Annotated in this window: 22 protein-coding genes; 8 read left to right on the forward strand and 14 right to left on the reverse strand. The window is 67.5% G+C overall.

Annotated elements, in window-relative coordinates; translation table 11 throughout:
- Positions 1–143 precede the first annotated feature (143 nt).
- A complete protein-coding gene (locus ACOEQ2_RS10895; protein ID WP_419728006.1) occupies positions 144–290 on the forward strand; it encodes a DUF3297 family protein in 147 nt (48 codons plus the stop codon).
- On the opposite strand, the gene ACOEQ2_RS10900 is transcribed toward ACOEQ2_RS10895, so the two are convergent.
- Genes ACOEQ2_RS10900 through ACOEQ2_RS10910 form a run of 3 tightly spaced genes read right to left on the reverse strand, consistent with a single transcriptional unit; the run spans position 242 to position 2683 of the window.
- Entirely contained in the window at positions 242–715 is a 474-nt protein-coding gene (locus ACOEQ2_RS10900; protein ID WP_419728007.1) for a hypothetical protein, read from the reverse strand. The two genes, ACOEQ2_RS10895 and ACOEQ2_RS10900, sit on opposite strands and share 49 nt — an antisense overlap.
- A gap of 18 nt (positions 716–733) precedes the next feature.
- Positions 734–1402: a hypothetical protein gene (locus tag ACOEQ2_RS10905; protein ID WP_419728008.1), complete on the reverse strand. Its 669-nt coding sequence runs from the start codon at positions 1400–1402 to the stop codon at positions 734–736.
- Positions 1403–2683, reverse strand: coding sequence for a hypothetical protein (locus tag ACOEQ2_RS10910; RefSeq protein WP_419728009.1), 1281 nt, complete (start codon positions 2681–2683; stop codon positions 1403–1405).
- A gap of 287 nt (positions 2684–2970) precedes the next feature.
- Here ACOEQ2_RS10910 and ACOEQ2_RS10915 point away from each other — a divergent pair, with 287 nt between their 5' ends.
- Positions 2971–5049: a TonB-dependent receptor gene (locus tag ACOEQ2_RS10915; protein ID WP_419728010.1), complete on the forward strand. Its 2079-nt coding sequence runs from the start codon at positions 2971–2973 to the stop codon at positions 5047–5049.
- A 21-nt stretch (positions 5050–5070) separates the two neighbouring features.
- On the opposite strand, the gene ACOEQ2_RS10920 is transcribed toward ACOEQ2_RS10915, so the two are convergent.
- From ACOEQ2_RS10920 to ligD, 5 genes are all read right to left on the reverse strand, one after another.
- Complete coding sequence (locus ACOEQ2_RS10920; RefSeq protein WP_419728011.1) at positions 5071–6267, reverse strand: c-type cytochrome; 1197 nt, start codon at positions 6265–6267, stop codon at positions 5071–5073.
- A gap of 5 nt (positions 6268–6272) precedes the next feature.
- The gene (locus ACOEQ2_RS10925; protein WP_419728012.1) at positions 6273–8441 is read right to left on the reverse strand and encodes a molybdopterin cofactor-binding domain-containing protein; all 2169 of its coding nucleotides are present in this window, start codon (positions 8439–8441) and stop codon (positions 6273–6275) included.
- Positions 8442–8446: 5 nt separating this feature from the next.
- A complete protein-coding gene (locus ACOEQ2_RS10930; RefSeq protein ID WP_419728013.1) occupies positions 8447–8917 on the reverse strand; it encodes a (2Fe-2S)-binding protein in 471 nt (156 codons plus the stop codon).
- Positions 8918–9031: 114 nt separating this feature from the next.
- Positions 9032–9898 (reverse strand): Ku protein, encoded by an 867-nt coding sequence (locus ACOEQ2_RS10935; protein WP_419728014.1) that lies wholly within the window; start codon positions 9896–9898, stop codon positions 9032–9034.
- Between the two features lie 4 nt (positions 9899–9902).
- Positions 9903–12539 (reverse strand): DNA ligase D, encoded by a 2637-nt coding sequence (gene ligD, locus ACOEQ2_RS10940; protein WP_419728015.1) that lies wholly within the window; start codon positions 12537–12539, stop codon positions 9903–9905.
- A gap of 138 nt (positions 12540–12677) precedes the next feature.
- On the opposite strand from ligD, the gene ACOEQ2_RS10945 reads away from it, so the two are divergent.
- A complete protein-coding gene (locus tag ACOEQ2_RS10945) occupies positions 12678–14912 on the forward strand; it encodes a glycogen debranching N-terminal domain-containing protein (protein WP_419728016.1) in 2235 nt (744 codons plus the stop codon).
- On the opposite strand, the gene ada is transcribed toward ACOEQ2_RS10945, so the two are convergent.
- Complete coding sequence (gene ada / locus ACOEQ2_RS10950) at positions 14890–15984, reverse strand: bifunctional DNA-binding transcriptional regulator/O6-methylguanine-DNA methyltransferase Ada (protein ID WP_419728017.1); 1095 nt, start codon at positions 15982–15984, stop codon at positions 14890–14892. The two genes, ACOEQ2_RS10945 and ada, sit on opposite strands and share 23 nt — an antisense overlap.
- A 258-nt stretch (positions 15985–16242) precedes the next feature.
- Here ada and ACOEQ2_RS10955 point away from each other — a divergent pair, with 258 nt between their 5' ends.
- Positions 16243–17733: a carbohydrate porin gene (locus ACOEQ2_RS10955; protein ID WP_419728018.1), complete on the forward strand. Its 1491-nt coding sequence runs from the start codon at positions 16243–16245 to the stop codon at positions 17731–17733.
- 192 nt (positions 17734–17925) lie between these two features.
- On the opposite strand, the gene ACOEQ2_RS10960 is transcribed toward ACOEQ2_RS10955, so the two are convergent.
- Genes ACOEQ2_RS10960 through ACOEQ2_RS10970 form a run of 3 tightly spaced genes read right to left on the reverse strand, consistent with a single transcriptional unit; the run spans position 17926 to position 20053 of the window.
- The gene (locus tag ACOEQ2_RS10960; protein WP_419728019.1) at positions 17926–18180 is read right to left on the reverse strand and encodes a hypothetical protein; all 255 of its coding nucleotides are present in this window, start codon (positions 18178–18180) and stop codon (positions 17926–17928) included.
- 56 nt (positions 18181–18236) lie between these two features.
- Positions 18237–19106 carry an ABC transporter ATP-binding protein gene (locus tag ACOEQ2_RS10965; protein ID WP_419728020.1) on the reverse strand — a complete coding sequence of 290 codons (870 nt, stop codon included), beginning with the start codon at positions 19104–19106 and terminating at the stop codon, positions 18237–18239.
- Between the two features lie 5 nt (positions 19107–19111).
- Complete coding sequence (locus ACOEQ2_RS10970) at positions 19112–20053, reverse strand: ABC transporter permease (protein WP_419728021.1); 942 nt, start codon at positions 20051–20053, stop codon at positions 19112–19114.
- A gap of 308 nt (positions 20054–20361) precedes the next feature.
- Here ACOEQ2_RS10970 and ACOEQ2_RS10975 point away from each other — a divergent pair, with 308 nt between their 5' ends.
- Positions 20362–21804 carry a transglycosylase SLT domain-containing protein gene (locus tag ACOEQ2_RS10975; RefSeq protein WP_419731197.1) on the forward strand — a complete coding sequence of 481 codons (1443 nt, stop codon included), beginning with the start codon at positions 20362–20364 and terminating at the stop codon, positions 21802–21804.
- A complete protein-coding gene (locus ACOEQ2_RS10980) occupies positions 21791–22372 on the forward strand; it encodes a peroxiredoxin (protein ID WP_419728022.1) in 582 nt (193 codons plus the stop codon). Before ACOEQ2_RS10975 ends, ACOEQ2_RS10980 begins: the two co-directional genes overlap by 14 nt.
- A gap of 397 nt (positions 22373–22769) precedes the next feature.
- Here ACOEQ2_RS10980 and ACOEQ2_RS10985 read toward each other — a convergent pair whose 3' ends face one another.
- A complete protein-coding gene (locus ACOEQ2_RS10985; protein ID WP_419728023.1) occupies positions 22770–22967 on the reverse strand; it encodes an entericidin in 198 nt (65 codons plus the stop codon).
- 121 nt (positions 22968–23088) lie between these two features.
- Positions 23089–23601 (reverse strand): hypothetical protein, encoded by a 513-nt coding sequence (locus tag ACOEQ2_RS10990; protein WP_419728024.1) that lies wholly within the window; start codon positions 23599–23601, stop codon positions 23089–23091.
- A gap of 243 nt (positions 23602–23844) precedes the next feature.
- On the opposite strand from ACOEQ2_RS10990, the gene ACOEQ2_RS10995 reads away from it, so the two are divergent.
- Positions 23845–24843, forward strand: a complete 999-nt coding sequence (locus ACOEQ2_RS10995; protein WP_419728025.1) for an iron ABC transporter substrate-binding protein — start codon at positions 23845–23847, stop codon at positions 24841–24843.
- Positions 24844–24911: 68 nt separating this feature from the next.
- Positions 24912–26444, forward strand: coding sequence for an ABC transporter permease (locus ACOEQ2_RS11000; RefSeq protein ID WP_419728026.1), 1533 nt, complete (start codon positions 24912–24914; stop codon positions 26442–26444).
- Positions 26445–26777: the final 333 nt, after the last annotated feature.

Consider the following 26777-nt stretch of genomic DNA (forward strand, 5'->3'; position numbering starts at 1 on the left):
CCGCCTGAGGCAGCGGCCCGCCCTGCGAGCGTCCGGCTGCCGGATACGGCGTGGCGACGTCATCCGCGACCATCCATCCTGCGGCGTGGTGTGGCCGCCGCAGCCGTTGAAGGCGGCACCGTGCTTCGCCGCCGGGCTGTGACATGCAGCCGCCACCCGCCTTGCCTGAAAAGACCGGTGTCGAGACATACTGCGTCGGCGAGGGCTGGATCAGCGTCGCCGTCGGCAAGGCGGTGGAGCCCTACCTGTGCGATGCGGCGTCCGACGGCGAGGCGGCGGCCGAGGGCTGAGGCAGCACGGCGAGCGCCACCGCAACCGCCAGTCCGGGCAGCAGCGTCACCGCCGCTAGCCCGCCGCCGATGGCCGCCGATGCACCCCAAAGCAAGGCGACCAGCCACCAGCTCCGCCCCGGCCGTGGCCTGAACAACACCAGCATGATGCCGGCGAGGCATGGCGCCGACCGCAGGGCGGCATGCAGCGCCACCGGCAGCGGCGCCAGGGCGATCGCGGAGTAGGGCGGCAACCCCCCGCCGGATTGCAGCAGCGTGGCAGCCCACGTCACGATCATTCCCAGCAGCACGAGCAGCCCGTGCGCCACGGTATCGAACAGCACCATCAGCAGCACCAGCAGCAACGGCAGCGCCAGGATCGACAATGCACCGATCCCCGACACAAGGGCGATCACGACGCCGGCGCGCCAGGTTGTCGTCAGCATCGACGGTGTTCGCGTGTGCTACGTGTCCGATGCCTCGAGCGAGGCGACGAGTGCCTGAAACCGTTTCAGGTAGAAGCCCTTGTTCGAAGTGCGCATTATTTCGGTATAGACGTCGACCAGGTGCTCGTAGTCGGCACGTCCTACAAGCTTCGCAACAATGACGCCTGTCGTACAGCGAAAGTAGGATACACCGCGATTGACGTTGTGCTCGAGCGGTGCGGAATTGAGCTCCCGGTCGATCTCATCCAGAACGTCGAACCTCTGGAAATAGCCGAGCGCGAAATCGGTAAAGACGTGGAAAATCGAGTCGCAGGCGGCTGGAACATCCTCGATCGAGTTGACCGGAAATTCGCAGGCGCTGTTGCTTCCGGACGTCAGTTGTCCGACGAAGCTGCCGATTGTTGCCGTGTCTGGCTGATACTTCGGCTCGAAGCCCGACGTCCGATGGAAGATGGTCTCCACACGTTCGTTTCGAACAGCGGCCGTTGGTTGAACCCGCCAACCTGGCTTTCCATCCAGCTTGTTGTCGAGGAAGGCGAGATGGAACATGTCGCAAACACCATCATGCTCGCGACGGAACGTATCCTTGGTGCGTTTCAGCTTGAAGCCGTGTTCGGCGAGCCGAGGCGCAAGGCGGTCGAAGACTGCCCGCTTCAGGTGTTCCTGGTCTGCAGCATCATGACCCATTCAGAAGTCTCCTGGCCGGACGATGTCGACTTTCGTGGGGGGGATCTGGAAGCCGGCGGGATAGTCAGGCCCGCCCGCATTGCCGACAACCTGGCCGCCATTGTTTTCGAGAAGCGGGTAGCCGGTGGTCTGATTGGGCGTCAAGCCGGCCGTGTCGGAGGACTTGAAGTCCGTCAGCCTCAAGGTGTTGGTGTCGTCCTGGCCGATCGCGTCCAGACGTACCCGGTAATCAGCGAGCTCGCCATCATCGGTGTATGGCCGGACGCTGACCTGGGACGCGACGTTGGTCTGGGTCGTCTCCAAATTCTGCAGGCCCTGTGCCTCGAAAGCCTTCCCCTGCGCGGCATTCTCGGTGACCGTCGGGCCCCTCGCGGTTTTTCCACCGACACCCTGGCCGCGGTTCGGATTGACCGTCTGCGACGAGGGATCGTCGGCGCCACCGCCGCTGCCCGAGGCCGATTCACCGCCGCCGCTGGTGGCGCGCTTGGCCATCCTGGTGATCAGCATGCTCACGAACAGCACGCCCAGGATCGCGAGCGCTTCGGCGGCGCTGTCGGCGGCAGCGTCCAGAGCGGCGTCGCTGGTCGCGCGGGCGCCCTTGATGCAGGCGCCGGTGAGCTCGACCAGGGCGATCATGCCGCTCCAGCCGGCGGCCCGGATCGCCATTGCGACCAGCACGGCGTCCACGACTTCACCGACGCCGAAGCCCTGCGCGATCACCAGGGCCAGTAGCCCGGCATCCAGCAGCAGCAGGTTCCGTGGCGTCAGCATGGCCTGGATCTGGTGACCCACCTCACCCGGAATGCGCTTGAAGGCGCGCCCGGCCATCGTCGTCAGCCGCTTTTGCGTGCTCCAGTGGCCGACATCGGCGGCGGGGGCAGCGGGCGGCGATGCGGCCCCGGGCGCGGCTGGCGCAGGGCGGTTCGACGTCAGCTGAGCCGGGTGGGGTGTCGAGACCGTCGCCGCGACCATGCCGAGACGATGCGCCGCGAGGGCCGAACGGAGCGCCTGGATGACGGCGGCATCGGTCAGAGGCCCCGCGGCACCCGCGACATGATGACGTGCCAGGTAGGTGCGCAGCGCGTTCATCTGGCTGGGATCGCGTTCCACCCAGCCCATCGCCGCGCGGGCCTGCATGTCCGCCGGGCCTTCATGTGGACGCGCGAGCACGGTCAGCGGGCGGACCGATGCGAGGCCGCGATCATCCAGCGGGCCGAGGAACAACGTGGTCATCGGGCTGCGCAGCGTCAGCACGTCCACCGGCGTCTGTGACCGTCCCACCGCTGTTCCCCGTCCGGAGCGTCGTCCGCACCGTGCAGGCCGAAGCCGAGCACGGTCAAGCGCCCGTCGAAACGACCGATGCGGGGCAACACCTTCCCCGCGCGACGAGGAGGTCCGGAGCCATCTGGACACAGCCGGCTCTGCAGCATAAGGAACGTTACCGTATAACATAACAGAGGGTTCCAATGCCGCCTCCGTCTCCGCTTGCTCTTCTCGTCGTGGGCCTCTCGGTCGGTGCCGTGACCGGCGGTGTCGCGGCTGCGCAGACGGTCCCGACGCCTCCTTCGATGGCGACCACCGGTGATCCCGCGCCCGCCGTTCCCGACCAGCCCGAGCAGGTCACCGTCCGGCTGGACCGGGCGCGGTCGGAGCTGTTGCCGAGCCTCGGCGCGCAGGTCTATCGGTTCGGCAGCAGCACGCTCGGGACCATCCCTCAGGGCGACAACGCGCCGCTCAACCAGGTGCTGCTGCAGGCACCCGGTGTGGCGCAGGACAGCTTCGGCCAGATCCATGTCCGCGGCGACCATAACGAGGTGCAGTTCCGCATCGATGGCGTGCAACTGCCGGAAGGGCTCGCGGTGTTCGGGCAGAGCCTGCAGACGCGGTTCGCGCACGACCTGTCGCTGACCACCGGCGCGCTGCCTGCACAATATGGTTTCCTGACCGCGGCCGTCATCGATATCGACGTCAAGACCGGCGCCAATTCACCTGGCGGCGAGGTGTCGCTCTATGGCGGTGCGCGGGACTATGTCCAGCCATCCTTCAGCTACGGTGTTGCCGGCGGGCGCTGGGACCTGTTCGTCACCGGTGACGCGCTGCATGACCGCGTCGGGATCGAGAACCCGACCAGCACCTTCAACGCCATTCACGATCTCAGCAACCAGTACCACGACCTTGCCAAAATGACCTTCACGGCGGACGTCGATACGCGGGTCAGCCTGATCGCCGGTGTCTCCGACGCGGAATACCAGATCCCCGACAATCCCGGGCAGGTCGCAGATCTCGGGATCTCCGATAACGGCGTCACCAGTTTCGACAGCCGGAACCTCGCCGAGCACCAGAAGGAAATCACCGACTTCGGGATCCTGTCACTGCAGAAGGAGATCGGCACGCTGACGCTGCAGAGCTCGGTGTTCACCCGTTACAGCAGCCTGTATTATTCGCCCGATCCGGTGGGTGACCTGCTGTTCGACGGCATCAGCCAGACGGCCGCGCGTTCGGTGATGTCGACCGGATGGCAAACCGATGCGAGCTGGCACCTCGATGACCAGCACACGCTCCGTACTGGCGAGCAGGTTTTCGTCGAGCGCAACGTCTCCCGCACCAGCTCCGTCGTGTCGCCGCAGATCGGCACCGATGCCAATGGCAACCCGGTCTATGGAAGCACGCCGGAAACCATCCAGGACGGTAGCGGCAAGACCGGCATGGTGTATGGGTTCTATGTGCAGGACGAGTGGCGGATCCTGCCCAGGGTCACGATCAATTATGGCGTCAGGTTCGACGGCGTCAGCGAATATGTCAGCGCCACGCAGCTGAGCCCGCGGGTGAACGTGGTGTGGCGCCCGACCGGCAGCACCACGCTGCATGCCGGCTATTCCCGTCTGTTCACGCCACCACCGTTCGAGCAGGTGAGCGACACCAGCATCGGCAGCTTCCAGAACACGAGCGCCGCCGCCCAGGTGACCGAGAACAGCAGGGTGCAGCCGGAGCGCGATCATTATTTCGATGGCGGGATCGACCAGATCGTGTTGCCCGGCCTGCATGTCGGGCTCGACGCATACTACAAGCAGGCGACCAACCTCATCGACGAGGGACAGTTCGGTGCGCCGATCATCCTGTCCGCGTTCAATTACGCGAAGGGAGAGGTGCACGGCTACGAGGCGAGCGTTTCCTACGATCGCGGGCCGCTCTCGCTGTACGGCAACGTCGCCTGGTCGCGCGCGATCGGCAAGGACATCACCTCGTCGCAGTTCGATTTCAGCGCCAGCGATCTCGCCTATATCAGCAACCGCTGGGTGCATCTCGATCATGACCAGCGCTGGACCGGATCCGGAGGCGCTGCCTACACCGTTTTCGCAGGCACGCCGGATCCACTGCGTGCGTCAGCCGATCTCGTCGTCGGTTCGGGGCTGCGTGCGGACGGCAGCACGCCGAACGGTCGCGCGCTGCCGGGATACTACACGATCAACCTGGCGCTGGCGCAGACCTTCAAGCGTGCCGTATTACGAGGCACCACGCTGCGCCTGGACCTGCTGAACCTGCTAGATCGGCGCTACATCATTCGCGACGGCACCGGCATCGGCGTGGGTGCGCCGCAATACGGCCTGCGTCGCACCATCCTCGCCGGCATCAGCCAGCGTTTCTAGCCAAGGCCCCTCCGGGGTCGATCAGTGAGCGAACTGCCTGGCCGTCACGGTCCCGGCGCGTCCGGAGAAATGCCGGATCACGTAATTCGACAAAGCCGCCAGTTCCTCATGCGTATAGGCGCCGGTGAAACCGTGCATGAACATCAGCCCCTGGTCGGTCTGCAACTGTGAGCCGTGCTCCAGCACCTGCACGATATTGGCTCCCGAGGGATCGCCCACGCTGTGATCCCCGGCGAGCGCCGCCCACGCGGATTGGCGACCACTGCCGTCGGGCAGGTGGCACCCGGCACACGCCTCCGCGAAGATCCGTGCACCCAGCGCATCGTCGCTCGCGGCACCTGCAGGCAACGCGGCCGACACCAGCGCCGGACCATCGGCCCGTGCCGGCACGTCCCGCAGATACGCCACCATCGCGCGCAGATCGTCCTCGGTCATGTAGCTCAGGCTGTTCTGCACCGCCTCGGCCATCGGTCCGGACGCCGGCCCGTGTCCGGGCGCCTGTCCGGCATGGAGATATTGCACGAGCTGGTCGTCGCTCCAGCCACCCAGACCATGGTCCTTGTCGCTGGTCAGGTTGTAGGCGAGCCACCCCTGCTGTTCGGCACCGGCGAGTTGCTGGCTGCTCAACCCCTGCATGAAATTGCGTGGCGTATGACACTGCGCGCAATGCCCGAGCGCCTCGACCAGGTAGGCGCCGCGGTTCCATTGATCGGACTTTCCGGCCACCGGCTGGAACCGGTGATCCGGATTGTTCAGCATGTTCCAGCCGATCATCAGCCAGCGCTGGTCGAACGGGAACCGCATCCGGTTGGCGGGAACAGCCGCGTTGCTCGGTGTCAGCGTGAACAGATACGCCTTGATCGCCAATGCATCGGCCCGGCTCATCTGCGTGTAGGAGTTGTACGGCATCGCCGGATACAAATGCTTGCCGCCGCGGCCGATGCCATGATGCAGCATCTCGACCCACTCGTCGTCGGTGTAGAGCCCGATCCCGACGTCGCGGTCCGGCGTGATGTTGGGAGAGTACAGTACGCCGAACGGCAGATCGAATTCCCGGCCACCGGTCCAGGCAGCCCGACCCGGCGCCGAATGGCACGCCACGCAATCCGCAGCGCGGGTCAGATATTCGCCGCGCTGGAGCAGCGTCTGGTCGGCCGCATGAGCGACGGAAACCCCGCCCGCCAGCAGCGCCAGCAGCGAGACAAGTACGCGACGCATCACTCTCAAGCCTCGTTCAGCTGGCCGGTCGCGAACGGGATGCGTCTGAGCCGCCGTCCGGTGGCGGCGAAGATCGCATTGGCGAGGGCAGGGGCCGCCGCGACGGTGCCGGTCTCGCCGATGCCGCCGATCGTGCCGGTCGGATTATGCACGATATGCACGTCGATCGCCGGCGCCTCGTTGATCCGCATCATGCGGTAATCGTGGAAGTTCGATTGCTGGACACGCCCGTTCTCGATCGTGATCTCGCTGTAGAGCGCCATGGTGAGGCCGAAGATGATCCCGCCCTGCACCTGCGCCTTGATCGTGTCTGGATTGACCACCGGGCCGCAATCGAGTGCCACCGTCACGCGCTTGACCTGGATCTCGCCCTTGTCACTCACGGCAACCTCGGCAACGGTCGCCATCGTCGTGCCGAACGCGACCTGCAACGCGATCCCCCGCCCCGTGCCGGCGGGCAGCTTCGTGCCCCATCCGGCCTTCTCGGCAGCAAGATCGAGCACCGCATGCGTGCGATGATCGTCCGCCGGCAACAGCCCCCGGCGAAACTCGACCGGATCCTTCGAGGCCATCGCGGCAAGTTCGTCCATCACGCTCTCGACCACGAACACGTTGTGGGTCGGGCCGACGCCGCGCCACCACAACGTGGTGACCGCACTCGGCTCGTGCTGGACATACTCGGTTTTCTGCGAGGGGAACTTGTATGGCGTTTCGGCCGCGCCCTCGATCGCGTCCGGATCGAGCTTGCCGCCCATCTGCATGCCAGGCGGCGCCCAGCGCGCCATCACCGACGAGCCGGTCACCCGGTGCGACCATCCGGTGAGCTTGCCATCCGCATCGAGCCCAGCCGAGATCCGGTCGTAATAGTACGGGCGGAACAAATCGTGCTGGATGTCCTCCTCGCGCGTCCAGATCAGCTTCACCGGGTAGTTCACGTGCTTGGCGATCCGCGCCGCCTGGGTGATGCTGTCGACGTCGAGGCGGCGACCGAACGCGCCGCCGATGATCTGGCAATGCACCTGAACGCTCTCGATCGGTAGCCCGGTCACTTTCGCCACCGTCGCCTGCGCGCGCACCGGGACCTGCGTGCCGACCCACAGATCCGCACCGTCCGGCCGCACATGCAGCGTCGTGTTGATCGGCTCCATCGGCGCATGCGCCAGGAACGGCAGCTGATACACAACGTCGAGTTTTTTCGCCGACGCCGCGATCGCCGACGGTGCGTCACCTTCGTTCTTGGCCACCACGCCCTGGCCCTGGGAGGCCGCATCGAGCCGCTCGATCACCAGCTTCATGCTGGTTGCCGCGTTCGGCCCCTCGTCCCATTGCGCGGCGGCGGCCTGCAGGCCCTGCTTTGCTGCCCACATGTGGTCGCCGATCACCGCGATGACGTCGTCCAGCGCCACCACGTCGCGCACGCCCTTGATCGCCCGCGCCGCCTTCTCGTCGAACGATCGCAGCCGGCCGCCCTTCACCGGGCAGGCGCTCACCGTGCCGATCCCCATGCCGGGGATCTTGACGTCGATGCCGAACACCGCGGTGCCGTTCACCTTCGGCGGCGTGTCGAGACGGCGCGGCGAGGTGCCGATCAGCGTGAAGGCCGACTGCTCCTTGAGGGCGACCTTCGGGGGCACCGGCAGCAGCGCCGCCGCGTCGACCAGCGCACCGTAGGCCAGCGTCCGGCCGCTCGCCGAATGTGTCACCACCGCGCGTGCCGCGGTGCAGGTCGCCGGATCGACGCCCCACTGGGTCGCGGCCGCCTGGATCAGCAGGGTGCGCCCGACCGCACCGGCCTCACGCAGCCGCATCCAGTCGCCACGGATGGAGGCCGAGCCGCCGGTCGCCTGCTCGCCCAGCGCCGGGTCGGTGTAGGCCTTCGCATCCGGAGGTGCCGCGATCGGTCTCACCTGGTCCAGCCCGACCTCGAGCTCCTCGGCGATCAGCATGCAGGCCGAGGTCCAGATGCCCTGGCCGAATTCGGCATTCGGCATGATCAGGGTGACCAGGCCCTGGCGATCGATACGGATGAAGGCGTTCGGGGCGAAATCCCCGGCAGGCGCCGTCCCGGTCGTCGCTGCCTGGGCAACACCTCGCGCGAATCCCGGCAACCGCAGACCCAGCATCAGCCCGCCCGCCGCGAGCCCGCCCTGGATGACGATCCGGCGCGACAGCATGGCGGTCATCCGGGCTGCCCCGGGGCGGTGCCGGCGGCCTGGTGGATCGCATCACGGATGCGGACGTAGGTGCCGCATCGGCAGATATTGCCCGCCATCGCCTGGTCGATCTCGGCGTCGGTCGGGCTGGGCGTCACGTCCAGCAACGCCGTCGCCGACATGATCTGGCCGGACTGGCAGTAGCCGCACTGCACCACCTCGGACGCCAGCCAGGCCTGCTGCACCTTGGCGCCGTTCGGCGTTTGGCCGATCGCCTCGATGGTCGTGACCGGCTGCTCGCCGAGCTGCCCGACGGGATACAGGCACGAACGCACCGGCTTGCCCGCGACATGCACCGTGCACGCGCCGCACTGCGCAATGCCGCAACCGAACTTGGTGCCGGTGAGCCCGATCACGTCCCGGATCACCCACAAGAGCGGCATGTCGGCGGTGACATCGACCTGGTGTGGCGTGCCGTTGACCGTGACAGTGATCATCTGGTGGTTCCTGTAACGGAAGAGCACCGATGATGTAGAGCCCATCGCCAGCATGGGCAAACCAAAAGCATTATATCCGACGGTAGCGTACGGTCCGTGAAGCGGACGCCGTGTTCAAGCCGTCTTGCGTTTCGGCGTGGTCTTTTTTGCGGGGGTTTTTGCGGCGGCAGGCTTCTTTGCTGACGGCGCACCCTTCGGTTCGCCGAGGCTCTTGCGCAACGCAGCCATCAGGTCGACCACGTTGTCGCGTTCCTCCTCCTCGGCCTGCACGTGCACGTCCTCGCCGGCGAGCTTGGCGTCGATCACCTCGCGCAGCCGGGCCTCGTAGCGATCTTCCATGTCCCCCGGCTGGAACTTCGCCGTCTGCCGGTCGATCAGCTGCACCGCGAGTGCCACCATTTCTTCATCGGCGGGCGCTTCGGAAATCCCCTCAAACAGCTTGTCGGGTGCTGTGATCTCTCGCGTGTCGTTCAGCGTGTGCAACACGATGCCGCGCCCCATCGGCATCAACGCGACCGCCCGTTCCCGCCTGGAAATCACCAGCCGGGACAGCGCCACGCGTCCGGTTTTCGCGATCGCCTCGCGCAGTACGACGAACACGTCGTCCGCGGCGTCGCGGCCACTGCCATCCGGCACCAGGTAGTAGCTGCTGTCGTAGTAGATCGGATCGATGCTGTCGGCGCGAACGAACTTGTCGATCGACAACACAGAGGAACTCTCGATCCGGGCCTTCTCGAAATCCTCGTCGTTCAGGAGAACGTAGTGGTCTTTCTTGAACTCGTAGCCGCGCTGGAGGTCCTTGCGCGACAATTCGTCATCCGTCTCGGCATCCTGCGTCACCATGCGCACGCGGTTGCCGGTCTTCGGATTGATGAAGTGGAAATGCAGCTCCTGGCTCGGCTGCCGCACGCTGTAGAGGGCGATCGGGCAGGAGACGAGGGCGAGGCGAAGCTGCCCGCGCCAGATCGGACGGTCGGCCATGCTTCTACTCTTCCTTGTTGGAGCGGGCGGGTTTCTTGCGTCGCACGGGTTTGCCGGCAACGCCCGGCAGGTCGCGCGCCGCGTCCTCGAACCCGTCCCATGGATCGGTCTTCTGCCTGGCGAGCCGCGACGGCACGGTCCGCAGGTTGAACGCCTGCGGATCCAGCTTCTCCGTCACCTCGCGCCAGGCCAGCGGGGTCGCGACACCGGCGCCCGGCCGGGCACGCGGCGAGAACGAGGCGATCGCCGTCGATCCCAGTCCGTTGCGTAGCCAATCCACCAGGATGCGGCCGTCGCGATCCTTCTTGCGTGTGGTCGAGATGAACCGATCCGGCGCGTCGGCTTCCATCGATTCCGCAAAGGCCCTGCACCAGGCGCGCACGTCGTCCCAGCCGGCTTTCGTCTCGACCGGCGCCACGACGTGCAGCCCCTTGCCGCCGGAGGTGCGACAGAACGCCGCGAGCCCCACCGCTTCCAGCCGCTGCTTCACCTCGAGCGCCGCCTCGACGATGGTCGGCATGGCCACGCCGTCACCCGGATCGAGATCGAACACCAGCCGGTCGGCATGCAGCGGATCGGCCTCGCTCGAGCCCCAGCTATGCAACTCCAGGGCGGCGATCTGTGCGGCGCCGATCAGCCCGGCGGTCTCGGCAATCGCCACATACGGCGCGCCATCCGCCTCCGCCTCGTGCAGGCCGGCAGGCATGCCGCGGCCGAGATGCTTCTGGAAGAACTGCTCGCCCTCGATGCCGTCCGGGCACCGCACGAATGCGAGCGGCCGCCCGACGATGCCGGGCGCCGCAACGTCGCCGATCGCCTGCCAGTACTCCGCCAGATCCCGCTTGGTGATCGCGTCCCCGCTCGCACTTGCCGGCCACAACACCCGGTCGGCGTGGCTGATGCGCTGGCCGCCGATCTCGATCGCGCCCCGTTCGCTCGACTTCGCGACGACGATGTTCGACCGCGCTGCCGGCGCCTCCTGCTGTTCCGCTGCCGCCGGCTTTGCCCTGGAGGCGGGCGCCCTGGAGGCGGGCGCCTTGCCGCTGCCGAGCTCGATCCGCTCGGCATCCGATGGCGGCACCGGGCGTACCACCTCGTCCGCCGGCTTATCCTCGCGCAGGCCCAGGAAGCTCGCATGCCGCAGCATCCCGCCGCCGGTGAAGCCCGCGAAACTCAGCTCCGCCACCAGCTCCGGCTTGACCCAGATCGTGTCGCGCGGCGGCTTCTCGGCACCGAGCAGGCTACCCGGCCGCCCGGCCTGCAACGTCTCCAGGCGCTCGGTCAGTGTTTTCAACACCTTGCCGGAGAAGCCGGTGCCGCAACCGCCGATGAAATACAGCTGCCCGGCCTCGTCGTGGAAGCCGAGCTGCAGCGAGCCCAACCCCTGCCGCGTCCCGCCCGGCGGGGTGTAGCCGAGGATCACGAACTCCTCGCGGTTGCCGCACTTGACCTTCACCCAGTCGCGTCCCCGGCCAGGCCGGTAGGGTGCGTCGAGCCGCTTGCAGATGATCCCCTCGAGCCCGATCGCGCACGCCTCCTGCTTCACCCTTGCGGCGTCCGATGCCAGGTGTTCGCTGAACCGCAGCGGGCCGGAAGCCGGCGCGTCCTGCAGCAGCTGCTCCAACGCGTCCCGGCGCTCCGAGAGCGGCTTCGGCCGCATGTCGATGCCGTCCAGGTGCAGCAGGTCGAACGCGTAGTACAGCAGGTTCCGCGTGCGTCCGGTGGAGAACGCGTCCTGCAATGCGGAGAAGCTCGACACGCCGTTCTTCGCCAGCGCCACCAGCTCGCCATCGAGCATCAACGTCTCCGGTTGCATCGCGGCGACCGCTTCGGCGAATGCGGGCAGACGGTCGGTCCAGTCCAGGCCGTTGCGGGTGATGATGCGCACCTGGTCGCCGTCCTTGCGCGCCAGCATGCGGTAGCCGTCGAACTTGACCTCGCTGATCCAGCCCTCACCGGTGGGGGGCGTGCGCACCAGCTGTGCGAGCTGCGGCTCCTGCGCCTCCGGAAGTGCCGCGGTGCCGGTCTTTCTTGCGACTTTTCTCCTGCCCGCCGGTTTCGCGCCCTCAGTCGTGCCCAGCGGCGTGGCCTCGAGTGCAGTCGCATCAGCACCGTCGCGCTCGAACGCGTCATGCTCCTTGATCAGCAGCCAGCTTTCGGCTTTCTCCCGCGGCCGGGGCTTCAGCCGCACCAGCACGAAACCGCCATGCAGCCGCTCGCCATCCAGCCTGAACTTGAGCTCGCCTTTCGCAAGCGCTGCCGCCGCATCCGCTTCCACCGGCGCCCAGGTGCCGCGATCCCAGATCTCGACCGTTCCAGCACCGTAATTTCCCTCCGGGATGATCCCCTCGAAGCTCGCGTACTCGACCGGATGATCCTCGACATGCATGGCCAGGCGCTTGTCGTGCGGGTCGAGTGACGGGCCCTTCGGCACCGCCCAGCTCCAGAGCACTCCGTCATGTTCGAGCCGGAAGTCCCAGTGCAGGTGGCTCGCGTCGTGCTTCTGTACGACGAAGATCGGCGCAGCCCCTGTCGCCCGTGCGTCGTCCTGTGCCGGACGCGGCTCGGGCGTGCGTGTGAAATCACGCATCTCGCCGTAGATCCGTCTAGCCTTGGGAGTGGTATCCGCACGGTCTGCCATGTGACATCGAACGTGCAGGGTCATCCGGCGGTTGCGGTCTTGCCGAGGGAGGAGTTCTCTCCGACCTGCCGTCGCGCACTTTGCGCGCCAATGTCGTCGTTGCGTGCCTGGCGCACCACCGGCCCGAAGGATAGACGCTTGGACCTCCGAACCGACCTGCCGCCGCCGACTTCCTCTGCCGAGCCCGAAGCCGCGCATGCTCCGGAACCGGACGCGAATGCGCCGCAGGACGGCTATCCGGTCGCGGCCAGCTCTGTGCTGGCGGAGCGACGGCTGCACACGCTGAAATACGGCGACCTGTTCGGCGTGTTCGACCAGAACGGCAACATCATGTCGGGGCCCGGCATCGCCGACGGTCTCTATTATTTGGACACGCGCCACCTGTCGTCGCTGTCGCTGTCGATCTGCGGCACCCAGCCGATCCTGCTCAGCGCCACCTTGCGCGAGAACAACGCGACGCTCTCCTGCGACCTGACCAACCCCGACGTCGAAATCAACGGCACCACCCTCGACCACGACCTGCTGCATCTGCGGCGGACGCTGTTCCTGCGCGACGAGACCTCGTACGAGCGGCTGCAGGTGCGCAACTACGACGTCATCGAGCGCACGGTCGTCGTCGAGCTGTCGTTCCGCGCCGACTTCGCCGACCTGTTCGAGGCCCGCGGCACCAAGCGCCTGAGGCGTGGCACGCTACGACCGCCGGTCGTCGGCACCGACACCGTGCTGCTCGCCTACGATGGCCTGGATAACCGCCTGCGCACCACCCGGCTGCGGTTCTCACCCGTGCCGGAACGGCTGACCGCCAGCACCGCGCGCTTCAGCCTCACGCTCCAGCCGGGGCAGCGCCAGCTGATCCATATCGAGACCGCCTGCGACCCGACCGACACCCCCGATCGCGATGTCGCGGAAGCGTTCCTGCTCTCGATGGTCGAGGCCCGTCGCTCCTTGCGCCTGTCGTCGGCGCGCGCGGCCGGCATCGCCTCCTCGAACGAGATCTTCAACGAGGCGATCCGGCGCTGCATCTGCGACATCTACATGCTGCTGACCGACAAGCCGGGCGGCCCGTATCCCTATGCCGGGGTGCCCTGGTACAGCACCGCGTTCGGTCGCGACGCGCTGATCACCGCGATGCAGACGCTGTGGCTCGACCCGGCGATCGCCCGCGGCGTGCTGAACTACCTGGCGCGCCACCAGGCCGAGACCGAGGACCCGATCGCCGACGCCGAGCCCGGCAAGATCCTGCACGAGGTCCGGCACGGCGAGATGGCCGAGCTCGGCGAGGTGCCGTTCCGCCACTATTACGGCAGCGTCGATTCCACGCCGCTGTTCGTGGTGCTGGCCGGCGAATATCTCGACCGCACCGGCGACGTCGCGATGATGGCCAGGCTGTGGCCCAACATCGAGCGCGCGATCGACTGGATCGACAAGTACGGCGACCGCGACAATGACGGCTTCGTCGAGTACGGCCGGCGCAACCTGAACGGCCTGGTCAACCAGGGCTGGAAGGACAGCTTCGACTCGATCTTCCACGCCGACGGCACCCTGGCGGAAGGTCCGATCGCGCTGTGCGAGGTGCAGAGCTACGTCTATGCCGCCAAGCGCGCCGCCGCGACGATCGGCCGCCGGCTCGGCCATGCGGTGTTCGCCGAACGCATGGAGGCCGACGCGCTGGCGCTGCGCATCGCCTTCAACACGAGCTTCTGGCTCGAGGATCTCGGCACCTACGCGATCGCACTGGACGGCCAGAAACGACCCTGCGCGGTGCGCTCCTCCAATGCCGGGCACCTGCTGATGTCGGGCATCGTGCCGAGGGATCGCGCCACGCGGATCGTGTCGGGGCTGATGAGCCGGACGTTCTTTTCCGGCTGGGGCATCCGCACGATCCCGGCCGGCGAGGCGCGCTACAACCCGATGGCGTACCATAACGGCTCGGTCTGGCCGCACGACAACGCGCTGATCGCCATCGGCATGGCCCGCTACGGCTTCAAGGACGAGGCGGCGCGGGTGTTCAGCGGCCTGTTCGACGCCTCGCTGTATGCCGACCTGCGCCGCCTGCCCGAGCTGTTCTGCGGCTTTGCCCGGCAGCGCGGCGAGGGGCCGGTGCGCTATCCGGTGGCGTGCAGCCCGCAGGCCTGGGCGGCGGCGACCATCCCGTCGCTGATCCAGTCGACGCTGGGGCTGCGTTTCGATCCCTCCACCGCAACGGTGCATTTCGAGCGCCCGCGGCTGCCGGCGTTCCTCGACGAGCTGACCCTGTACAACCTGTCGGTCGGCGGCGGCCGGGCGACGGTGCATCTGCAGCGCGTCGGCACCGAGGTGGCGCTGAACGTCATCGAGCGCGAAGGCCCGATCAAGGTGGTGCTGACGAGCTGAGGGGGGCGTCCGTATCCTTCTCGCGCAGGATGAGCGCGCGCTTGCGGTCCACGCCCCAGGCATAGCCGGACAGCGCGCCGTTCGTGCGGACCACCCGGTGGCAGGGAATGGCGACGGCGAGCGGGTTGCGTGCGCATGCTCCGGCGACGGCGCGAACCGCATCCGGTGCGCCGATCGCAGCTGCGATGTCGGTGTATGACGCAGTCCGTCCCGGGGGGATCGCGCGGAGGGCCTGCCAGACGCGCTGCTGGAACGCGGTGCCGCGCACGTCGAGCGGCAGATCCAGACCAACTCGCGGCGCCTCGACGAAGCCCACCACCCGGGCGACCAGCGCCTCGTAGTCGCTGTCGCCGCCGACCAGGCGCGCCTTCGGGAAGCGGTTCTGCAGGTCCTGGACCAATCGGTCCGGATCATCGCCGAGCAGGATTGCAGCGACGCCACGTGCCGTCGAGGCAACGAGGATGGCGCCGAGGCTCGATTGCCCGACGGCAAAGCGGATCGTCTCGTCGATACCGCCGGTCCTGTACGCCGTGGGCGTCATGCCGAGGATGCCGGTCGAGGCCTCGTAGAAGCGGCCGCTGGAGTTGAACCCGGCTTCGTAGAACGTCTGCGTGATGCTGCGATCCGCCATCAGCGCCGCCCGGATCCTGCCGGCGCGCTGCCCGGCGGCGTAGGCCCTGGGGGTGAGGCCGGTCGCCTTCCGGAACAGCCGGTGAAAGTAGCCGGGACTGAGTCCCACCGCGCCGGCAAGCTCGCCCAGTGACGGCACCTCGTCGGCCTGCTCGATCAGCCGGCAGGCCCTCGCGACGATGGAAGCGGGTCCGGCGCCGGGCGGTGGCCCGTCGGGATCGCAGCGCCGGCAGGCCCGGAAGCCGGCGGCCCGTGCATCGTCCGTCGTGTCGTGCAGCCTGACATTCCCGGGGTTGGCGGCGCGCGACGGGCAGGACGGCCGGCAATAGACGCCCGTGGTGGCGACCGAGTACCAGAACCGTCCATCCGCCGCCGCGTCGCGTGCCAGCACACGCGCCCAACGCGGATCGGCGGCGGTGTCCGCAGCAGCTCGCTGGCTCATCGACATCTCCTCCCCGTCGCCCAGGGCACGATCTTTAGCAACACGCGCCGCCGCAACACTCCGCCACTTGCTGTCGAATTCCGCGAGCAGGACAACTCCGGGTTGCACACTTTATTGCGACAATCCGGCAACAGACCATGAGCCTTCCGCGCCGGGACCGGCAAACTATACCCACGCCCCGGCTCCGACCTGCCACAACGGGCCCCGCGAAAAACCACCCGCCGCGCGCCTCGATGCGCGCCAGCCCTGGGGGACACCATGGTCGAGACCAACATGTTGCGGGCGAGGCGTCGCTGGTCTGCGGCCAGCCCGGCATCCGCATTGTTCCTGTCGGCGATGAGCGCACTGGCCCTTGGAACCGGGCTTGCCCTGACTGCGGGACCGGCAGCCGCGCAGACCTCGACCAATCCGAGTACCCGCGTATCGACCCCGCTCGGCGTCGCCTTGCCGCTCAACGTCACCGCGGTGCCGCCGCTGCCGGCGCCGGAAGCGCTGCTGCCCAACCTGTTCGGGCTCGACCGGCTGCGCGCGGCCGGCGTCGCCCTGCTGCTCGACAACACCAACGAGTTCGCCGGCATCATCTCCGGCCCGCAGAAGGGCGCCACCAATTCCGGCCAGTACGGGTTCGAGACCGACATCGACTGGCAGAAGCTGGCGGGGCTGACCGGCTTCTCCACCCACACCGTCGTGGTCGGCCGCTACGGCATCCCGGCGAGCCGGATCTTCGGCGACAACCTCAATCCGAGCCAGGAAATCTATGGCGGCGGCGGCAACGTCGCGGTGCATCTGGTCTATGCCTACGGCGAGGAGACGCTGGCCGGCGGCCGCTTCGACATCACCGCGGGCCGCATTCCGTTCCTGAACGACTTCTCCTCCTCGCCGCTCTACTGCAACTTCATGAACAATTCGTTCTGCGGCAACCCGAAGGCGTCGTCGGACAACCCCGCCCACTCCTCCTACCCGGATGGCAACTGGGCGACGCGGGTGCGGGTGCGCCCGACCAAGAGCACCTACATCCAGACCGGCATCTTCTTCTCCGAGGAGAACATCTACAGCGCCGGCAATGGGTTCCGCTCGGGCTTCCGCTTCAGTTCGGCGCAGATCAACGGCGAGGCATTCCCCGTCGAGCTTGGCTACGAACCGCTGGTCGGGCCGGACAAGCTGCCGGGCCACTACAAGCTCGGCTTCGCCTACGACAACGTGAATCACAGCGATGGCTATTTCGACATCGACGGCAGCGCGCTCGGCGAGACCGGACTGCCGCCGCGCCAACGCAAGGGCACCACGGCCGCCTGGGTGCTGTTCGACCAGATGCTGCTGCGCAACGGCCCCGGCGACACCAACGGCCTGATCGTGTTCGGCGGCTACTACCACAACGATCCGTCGACCTCGACGCGCAACGACCAGTACGAGATCGCGCTGCTCGACCAGGGCTTCTGGAAGGCGCGTCCGAAGGATCTGGTCGGCGTCGCGTTCAATTACCTGCAGGTGTCGAACGCGCTGACCCGCACTGAGGAACTGCAACAGGAACTCGGCCTGCCGATCACCGGCAATGGCGCGCAGTTCTATGACGACAGCACGCCCGGCATCCAGAGCCACACCATGGACATCGAGGCGAACTACCAGATCCACGTGATGCGCGGCGTCACCTTCGCACCGGATTTCCAGTACTTCATCCGGCCGAACGCGCAGACCAACTTGCACAATGCAGCGCTGCTCGGCTTCAAGACCCACATCGAGCTGTTTTAGAGCTCAGGCCCCTCCGCGGCTGCACCGCGTGGGTGGCGCCGTCAAACAAGTTCGGCCGCGGGACCTGGGGTTGTCGATTGGGAGGTTGCTGGGCAGCCCGTTCCCATTCAGCGCCCAACCCTCAGGACCGAGCACGTAATCAAGATATTGCAGGTTCTCAGGTAAGCGCTTGCGGCCATGGGAAAACCATTCTCAACGGGCACGCGACGCCACACCGACTTCAAACGTGTTCTGGTCGAACACGGCTTCGTCCGGGTTTTCAAATGCGAGCGTCTCGCCCTGGTCGAAGGAGACGGTGAGCGTGTCACCTTGAGCAAGGGCGGCGATCACCGTGTGGACGTTGTCGTAAGGCCGCCCAGACCATTCACCCGATATACGCAGACTTCCATGCTTGACGTGAGGAAGTTGCTTTGAAAGACGATCGGCGAGCATTTCGGCGATGGTCATGTCATAGAGAACCCGGCGCGTATCGAACGTCCCCGGCACTGCTACCGGGCCCCCTGTCAGGGATTGGGCGCGGCTCCGCTGGTGTAGCGGTCCAGGATCTCGTCGACCGGGCCGTCGGCGACGACTCGGCCGGCCTGCAGCCAGAGCAGGCGGGTGCACCAGGTTTTCAGCACCTGCGGGGTGTGCGAGGTCAGCACCATGATCTCGGCACCGCGCACCACGGTCTCCAGACGCGCATGCGCCTGGTCGCGGAAATGCATGTCGCCGGCCATGAACCACTCATCCATCAGCAGCACCTGCGGCGCGATCGCGGTGGCCAGGCCGAAACCCAGCCGCACCACCATGCCGGAGGAATACAGACGCACCGGCAGCTCGAGGAACGCGCCGAGATCGGCGAAGCGGGCGACATCATCCTCCAGCGCGCGGCTGCCATCGCGCGACAGCCCGACATAGCGGGCCCGCAGCCGGATGTTCTCGCGTCCGGTGAGGTCGAGGTTCATGCCGAAATTGGTGTCGAGCAGCGTGTTGATGCTGCCACCGACATGCACCCGCCCGGCCACCGGCTCGTAGATGCCGCCCAGCACCCGCAGCAGGCTCGACTTGCCGGCGCCATTATGGCCGACGATGCCGAGCCGTTCGCCCGAGACCAGCCGGAAGCTGACATGCCGCAACGCCTCGACCACCACCCGCCGGGTGCGGTCTGCACCGACGGTGCCGCCGGTCGGAGTGCCGCCGCGTCCGGAACCGGCCCGGCTCGAGGTACCCCGGTTCGATGCGAGCGACAGCACGGTCTTTTTCAGCGACCGCGCGCCGCCATGATAGAGCGGGAAATCCAGCGACAGATCGTCGACATGGATGAAGGCGTCGGCATGGGCTTGAGCGTTCGGCCCCGACAGCACGGCCGGCCCCGGTGAGATGCCGTCCATCCGGCTCAGACCCAGAACGCGATGCGCGGCCGGGCGCGTATGAACAGGGCGCCGGCGATGATCCAGAACACGGCGCTGTAGCCGAGCGCCGCGCCCCAGATCAGCAGGCTGGGCGGCTGGCTCAGCAGTGGTCCGCGGACCACCTCGAGCAGCGGATAGAACGGGTTGAGCGGCAGCCACCAGCCGCGGGCGCCGAGCTGCGACGGCTTCCAGATCACCGGCGTGATGTAATATGCGATCTGCATCAGCGAGCCGACGATCGGCGGAACGTCGCGGAACCGTGCGCAGATGCTGCCCAGCATGTAGCAGGCGGCAGCGCCGTCGAGCAGCCAGAGGGCCAGGCCGGGCAGCGACATCAGCGCGTGCAGCCCGGGCCAGACGCCGAAGATCGCGAACACCACCAGCGGCACGATCACGTTGTGGCCGAGCACGATGACGTTGCTGACCACCGTCCGCAGCACCTGCACGGTGAACGGCATGCGCATCGAGCGAATGGTCTGCTCGGCTTTCAGGAAGCTGTTGCAGGCATCGCCGGCGACGGCGCCGATGCCGGCCTGCCAGAGCACCAGCGACACCGCCAGGAACGGCAGGTAGTCGCGCAGCACCAGGTGGAACAGCATGCTGTAGATCCAGCCCATCGAGCCGACCATCGCCGCACTCGACAGGGTCAGCCAGAGCGGGCCCAGCGCCGAGCCGCGATAGCGCAGCTTGATGTCGAGCCAGCCAAGCGAGACGGCCAGCCCCCACAGCCGCAAGCCGTCGCGGACGTCGGCACGGGCAGCGGCGCCGCGTGATGCGCGTCCGGTGCGGGCGTCGAGCAGCAGGTCCGCAGACGCGGCCCTGGCCGGCGCAAGATCACGCGTTGCTGCGCTAGGGTCGCCGGTGCGGCCCGCCCAGGACCCGTCCATGGCGATCGGACGCTCCGACACGGGCGGGAGGGCGTTCATCCCGGGGGCGTAGCCGATCCGCCGGATTGCGGCAACATCGGCGATACCGGATGCCACCGCGATACGGTTGATGTTGCGGCAGACATGGATGCGCGGTAATGACTTAGCGGGGGTTTCTGCACAAGTGGCTGAGCTTCCGCCGTGATCGGCAAGGTCCCTGTTCGGGGCCAGGCCCGTTCGGCGGTGGAACCGGGCAGCGTGTCGCCGTCCCTGATCTGACCGTCCGGCCTCGCGCCGGGCACGCCGGAGATGCCCGACCGATGACGCGACCTGCCGTTCGCCGCGCCGTGCCCGCCCGACCTGCCAACATGCCGGCCGCAACGCGGTCGCTGCTCGGGATCCTGTCGTCGGTGTCGCTGATGACGCTGCTGGCCGCCTGCGCCGGAACACCGAACCGCCCTGACATCCCGGTCGCGCAGGAGGCCGCGCAGTATCGCTCCCATGCCCGCAGCTTCTACGCGCCGCCCGGCCCGCCGGACGATCCGTGGGGTCCCTATATCGACGAGGCCTCGAAGCGCTTCGACGTGCCGGATGCCTGGATCCGCGCGGTCATGCACCAGGAATCCGGCGGCCACCAGTATGTCGCCGGCACCCTGACCACCTCGCCGGTGGGTGCCATGGGCCTGATGCAGCTGATGGCGCCGACCTACGACGACATGCGCCAGCAGTACAATCTCGGCGACGACGCCTTCGAGCCGCACGACAACATCATGGCCGGCACCGCCTATGTCCGGCAGATGTACGACATCTACGGCTCCCCCGGCTTCCTTGCCGCATACAATACCGGGCCCGGCCGGCTCGATGACTTCCTGACCCGCAACCGGCCGCTGCCGCGGGAGACGCGCCAGTACGTGTCCATCATCGGCCCGCAGATCGCCGGCATCTGGCCCGCCAACCGGTCGCAGACGGACCTGCTGGTGGCGAGCCACGCAGGCAATTCCGGCGTGATGTATGCGGCCGCCCAGACCAGCGCCGACACCCGCTCGGTGCGCATGGCCTGGAACCAGCGCCGCGACCTGAGCCAGGGCGCCGACCAGCCGGTTCAGGTCGCCGAGGCCCCGGGAGCGGACACCCCTGCGCCCGCACCGGCCTATACCCGCGCCTGGACCACGCTCCCCGCCGCCGCGCCGATCGCCACCCAACCGGTCCCGCCCCAGCCCGTCGCAGAAGCTTCGTCGAGCGACGATGTCAGGGCGGCGTGGGCGTCCCGCGGCCAGATCCAGACGCAGCCGGCCCCGGCCGCCCCGATGGCGGTCGCCAGTGCAGAACCCGCGCGGGATTGGTCGCCTGCGCCGACACCGCAGGTCGTCGGCGTGGTCGATCCGGTGCAGCAGGCTCCGGTCGCGTCGGCGCCGGTGCCGCCCCCGGTCCGCGTCGCCGCGGCGGATACGCCTGCCGCGCCGCCGCGGGCGGTGTCGCGCGAGCGTTTCCGCTTGATCCGCCAGGCGATGGCCGAGCCGGCGCCGCTGCTGCGTGACGCCGGCCGTGTCAGCGGTGCACATAACTGGTCGGTCCAGGTGGGCGCGTTTGGCACTCAGGCACAGGCCAGCGAAGCCGCCGGCGCCGCACAGTCGCATGCACCCAGCCTGTTGCACGCACGCGCCGAGATCGCGGGGCTGCGGCAGACCCGTGGCGGCAAAGTGTATCGCGCGCGGCTGACCGGATTATCCCGCGGCGACGCGCTGCAGGCCTGCGAGCGCCTGAGCCGAAGGTCGGACTGCATGGTGGTGTCGCCCGATGCGCGCTCATAAGCTTTCCCGCGGCCGCACGCTTGCCGCCGTACTCACCCTGGGGGCCGGCTTGCTGGCCGCATCGGCAGCGAACGCGGTCCTGGCCCCAGGAGCCAAGGCTCCGGACTTCAAGGCCCGCGCCACGCTCGGCGGCAAGGAGTTCGACGTCTCGCTGGCGGCGATGCTTCAGAAGGGCCCGGTCGTGGTGTATTTCTACCCGGCTGCCTTCACCAGCGGATGCACCGTCGAGGCGCATGACTTCGCCGAGGCGATCCCCGAGTTCGAGCAGCTCGGTGCCCACGTCATCGGGGTGTCCGAGGATGGCATCGCCAAGCTGGACAAGTTCTCGGTCAGCGCCTGCCAGAGCAAGTTCCCGGTGGCCGCGGACCCGGATGGCAGCATCACCCATTCCTTCGATGCGGCGATGATGATCATCCCGGGGCATGCGAGCCGCACGTCGTATGCAATCGGACCGGACGGCACCATCCTGGCAGCCTACAGCGCGATGGATCCGGATGGGCACGTCGCGCGAATGCTCGAGGCCGTCAAGCAGTGGCAGTTGAAGTCGGCGCACGCCAACCAGGGCTAACGCTCCCGATCCTGGTTGTCCGGTTCAGGAGAAAAATAACCTTGGGGCGCCGCTCAGGATGGGTGCGCCTCCGACTTGTCGTCGGCGGGGTCTGACGTGTCCGGCGTGGTGCTGCCGGCTTCCGCCTGATGTGACCGGGGTATCACGGGTCGCACGCGGACCCGCTGCGTCGCCATGAGCGGCTTGTAATCTTCGGTAGAGATCGACTGGCCGAACTGACCGTGGTTCCCGGGCAGTGGATCAGCCTTGTGCGGATCCGGATTTCGCATGATCGGCTCCTGGAAAATCCTTATCTTCCCAGGATCAGTATGCGCCCTACGCGGCTACGGAGTGCTACCCCGTTGTCACCTTTACGAGAGAAAGGCGACCGGGAGAGTTCACCCGGTCGCCAGTCCGCTTAGTGGGTCGCCAGGCCGGTGTTGTTGGTGACGGCGCCCTGGGTCGCGGTCGCGCCATGCGACACGTCGTGGCCGACGGCAGCCGCGTCCTCACCCATGCCGCTCACGGTATTGCAGGCGGAAAGCGTGGCGCAGCCCGCCATCAGCAGGCCGATCGTTGCAATGATACGGCAGGGGGCGGAAAACATCTTCTTCATCTCCAGGAGGTTTCCGCAACAACGGAGATCGGCTGCTCCAGGTTGCAGCCTCACGTCACCGTAACGGCCGCCTGTGTCCGCCAGGTCACAGCCCATGCCACGGCCGAGGCCACGACTGAGTTCAGAACGGACGTGTCGGGGTGATCGTCGGGGCGCGAACATGCCGGTCGACGCCCGCCGACAGCGGAGGCAGCAGGCCCGGATGCTTTCCCGGCTCGATGCGCTGCATGGCCGTGCCGGGGCGGAGCCTGCCGGGGCAGCGATCGGTGACGCTATCCAGAACAAGCACCGGAGCGGTGTTCGGCGCGCCCTGGCGCCAGAGCCTGGCATGGGTGCAGTCATCGGACGCAGGGGCGATCACCGCGCGAAAGCCGATCCGCTCCCGCATCTGTCGTGCCATGAGGTGCTGCATCGCCAGCATCGGGTCGTTGGCAGGCAGCCCGGTGAACAGGGCGGTCAGCTGGATAGGCCGGGTCGGTCCAACGATCGCGGGGTGAGCAGCCTGTTCGACCACGATAACCGCACCATCCGGGACGCGATCACGCGCGCTGACGAGGAGGACCGCTCCCATGCAGGCTGCCATGGCGGTACCCAGGACGACGCGGAGCAGGGTGGGCGGACGGGATGCGATCATTCTGGCCTCAAGAAACGAGCCGGAGCGGCCGTTCTGACCAATACGGGACGATTGTTAACCATCCATGAATCGCGACGCATTTGCACATGAAGCCTTTGTCAGAAACGGCGAATCGCGCGACGGCTTTCACACACCGGCCTTGTTTGACGTCCCGACAGCTCGCAGTTAAGAACAAGTCGCAATTCGTTCCACTTCGGCTCACCCAGGGGATTCGTCTTCATGCGTCTTTCGTCCAGGACATCCATGCTGCTGGCACATGCAGTGTTGGCGTCGGTCGGCGTGGCAGCTCTGTGCAGCGAAACGGCACGCGCCGAGACGCTCACGCTCTACAGCGCGCAGCACCCGCAGATGGTCACCCAGCTGACCGAAGCCTTCAGCAAGCAGACCGGCGTCAAGGTGCGGATCCGCGCCGGCGAGGCGCCCGAGATCGCCAGCCAGATCGTCCAGGAAGGCAGCGCCTCGCCGGCCGACGTCTATTTCACCGAGAACTCGCCCGAGCTCGTGCTGCTCGACGAGAAAGGCCTGCTGGCGCCGGTCGACAAAGCCACCCTCGCCGACGTCCCGGCGCGCTTCAGCGCTGAGACCGGCGACTGGGTCGGCGTGCTGGTCCGCGAGAACGTGCTCGCCTTCAACCCGTCGATGATCGGCGCCGACAAGCTGCCGCCCTCGCTGCTCGACCTGGCGCGCCCCGAATGGAAGGGCCGCGTCGCCATCGCCCCCGCGGACGCCGACTTCCTGCCGCTGGTCGAGGCGGTCGTGAAGCTGAAGGATCGCGCCACCGCGCTGGCCTGGCTCAAGGCGCTCAAGGTCAATGCCCAGGTGTTCGACGACGATGAGGGCGTGGTCGCCGCGGTCGAGCGTGGCGCCGTCGCGACCGGTATCGTCAATAACTACTACTGGGCACGCATGCACCAGGAGAAGGGTGCCGCCACCAAGAGCGAGATCCACCACTTTGGCGGCGGCGATGTCGGCGGCCTGCTCAACGTGTCGGGGGCGGCGGTGCTGAAATCATCGAAGCACCAAGCCATCGCGCAGAAGTTCCTGGCCTTCCTGGTCAGCAGGCCGACGCAGACCGAGCTCGCCGCCGGCAACGTCGACTTCGAGTATCCGCTGGCCAAGGACGTGAAGGCGAACCCGCTGCTCAAGCCGTTCGACCAGCTCGACCCGCCCTCGATCTCGGTGAAGAACCTCGGCGACGACCAGGACGCCGCGAAGCTGCTGCGCGAGGCCGGGCTGCTCTGATCGTCGCCGTCCGCCAGGCCGGTCGCCGCCTGCGAACCCGGTTGCCCGGAGCGCATCGGTCGCCACCATTGCTGCTGCTGCTCGCCGGTCTCGGTACTGCGCTGGTGCTGCTGCCGCTGGTGCTGACCGTGCTGCAGGCGACCGGCGAGCCGCTGGCGGATGCCGTCGCATTGCTGTGGCGCCCGCTGGTCGGTGAACTGCTGCTCGACACCATCGGCCTGGTGCTGGCGTCGGTGGCGGTCACGGCACTGGTCGGTGTGCTCTGCGCCTGGCTGGTCGAGCGCACCGACCTGCCGGGGCGACGCCTGTTCGCCGTTCTGGCTGCGGTGCCGCTGGCGATCCCGCCCTTCATCACCAGCTACGCCTGGGTCTCGCTCAGCGCGGGCCTGCAGGATTTCAACGGCGCGCTGCTGGTGGTGGGCTCGGCCTACATGCCGCTGGTGTATCTGCCGGTGGCGGCCGCCCTGCGCGGCATGGACCCGGCGATCGAGGAGAGCGGCCGCGTGCTCGGGCTCAGCCCCTGGCGGTGCTTCATCCGGCTGGTGCTGCCGCAGCTGCGGCCGGCGCTGCTCGGCGGCATGCTTCTCGTGGCGCTCAACGTGCTGGTCGAGTTCGGCGCCTTCGCCCTGCTGCGCTACCGCACCTTCACCACCGAGCTCTACGCCGAATATCGCACCGGCCTGGTCGGACCGAGTTCGGCGCTGCTCGCGTGCGTGCTGATCCTGCTCTGCCTGCTCTGCCTGGTGCTCGAGCTGAAGGTGCGCGGCGGCAGCGTCTATGCCTCACTCACCCGCGGCGCCCGGCGACCAGCCGCGCGCTACCATCTTGGCTGGACCAGGTTGCCGGCGCTGGCGTTCTTCGTAGCACTGGCGGTGGCAACACTCGGCGTGCCTCTCGGCATGATCGTGTTCTGGCTGACCCAGCACAACGAAGCCGCCACCTCGGCCGTGGGCGTGTCGTGGCCGCTGCTGCTGCAGGCAACCGGCGGCTCGCTGTCGCTCGGGCTGTCGGGTGCGGCGCTGACCGTTCTGCTGGCCCTGCCGCTCGGCTTCCTGTCGGTGCGCTATCCCGGACGCGCCGCCATCCTGTTGGAGCGGCTCGCCTATTTCGGCCAGGGCGTTCCCGGGATCGTCGTGGCGCTGGCCCTGGTGACGCTGACCATCCGCCTGCTGCAGCCGCTTTATCAAAGCGCGCCGTTGCTGGTGATCGCCTATTCGATCTTGTTCCTGCCGCTCGCCCTGGTGAGTGTCCGCGCCGCCTTCGCGCAGGCGCAGGTGCGTCTTGAGGAGGCCGGGCGGGTGCTCGGGCTCGGGCCGATCGCGGTTGCGATCCGCGTCGTGCTGCCGCTGGCGGCTCCCGGACTTGGTGCGGCGGCGGCGCTGGTATTCGTGGCGATCGTGACCGAGCTCACCACCACGCTGCTGCTGTCGCCGATCGGCATGCAGACGCTGGCCACCCAGGTCTGGGCCGACACCACCACGCTCGCCTTCGCCGCGGCCGCCCCGTATGCCGCGATGATGGTGCTGCTCTCGCTGACCTCGACCTGGGTGCTGGCCCGCCGCTTCGGCCGCAGCGGCGGCGTCCTCCCGGCGATCGGCTAGACCGTCGAGGGCTTCCTCAAGAGGACCGCCCTGGCCATACACTCGCCCGAAATGCTCTGCTGTCATTGTTGCACGTGGAGCAGCAGGCGATGCCCGCATATGGAACAAGCTTAGGAAGTTGCGCGGCCGGAGTGCCGTTAGAGCCGTCGTGGCCAGTCGTAATCGCCGCCGGAAACGACCGAGAGTGGTGGACGAAGCCGGACGTCTGGGTTGCAGTTTTCACCTTCACCCTGACAGCTGCCACAATCGCCCTGGGATTCTTCACTTATCGGCTCTGGAAGGCGACGAAGAAGGCGGTGGAAGATACGGAACAGAGCCTTGAAGTAGCTCGCG

Origin of the sequence: Lichenicola sp., assembly GCF_965198575.1 — a bacterium.
Lineage (GTDB): Bacteria > Pseudomonadota > Alphaproteobacteria > Acetobacterales > Acetobacteraceae > Lichenicola.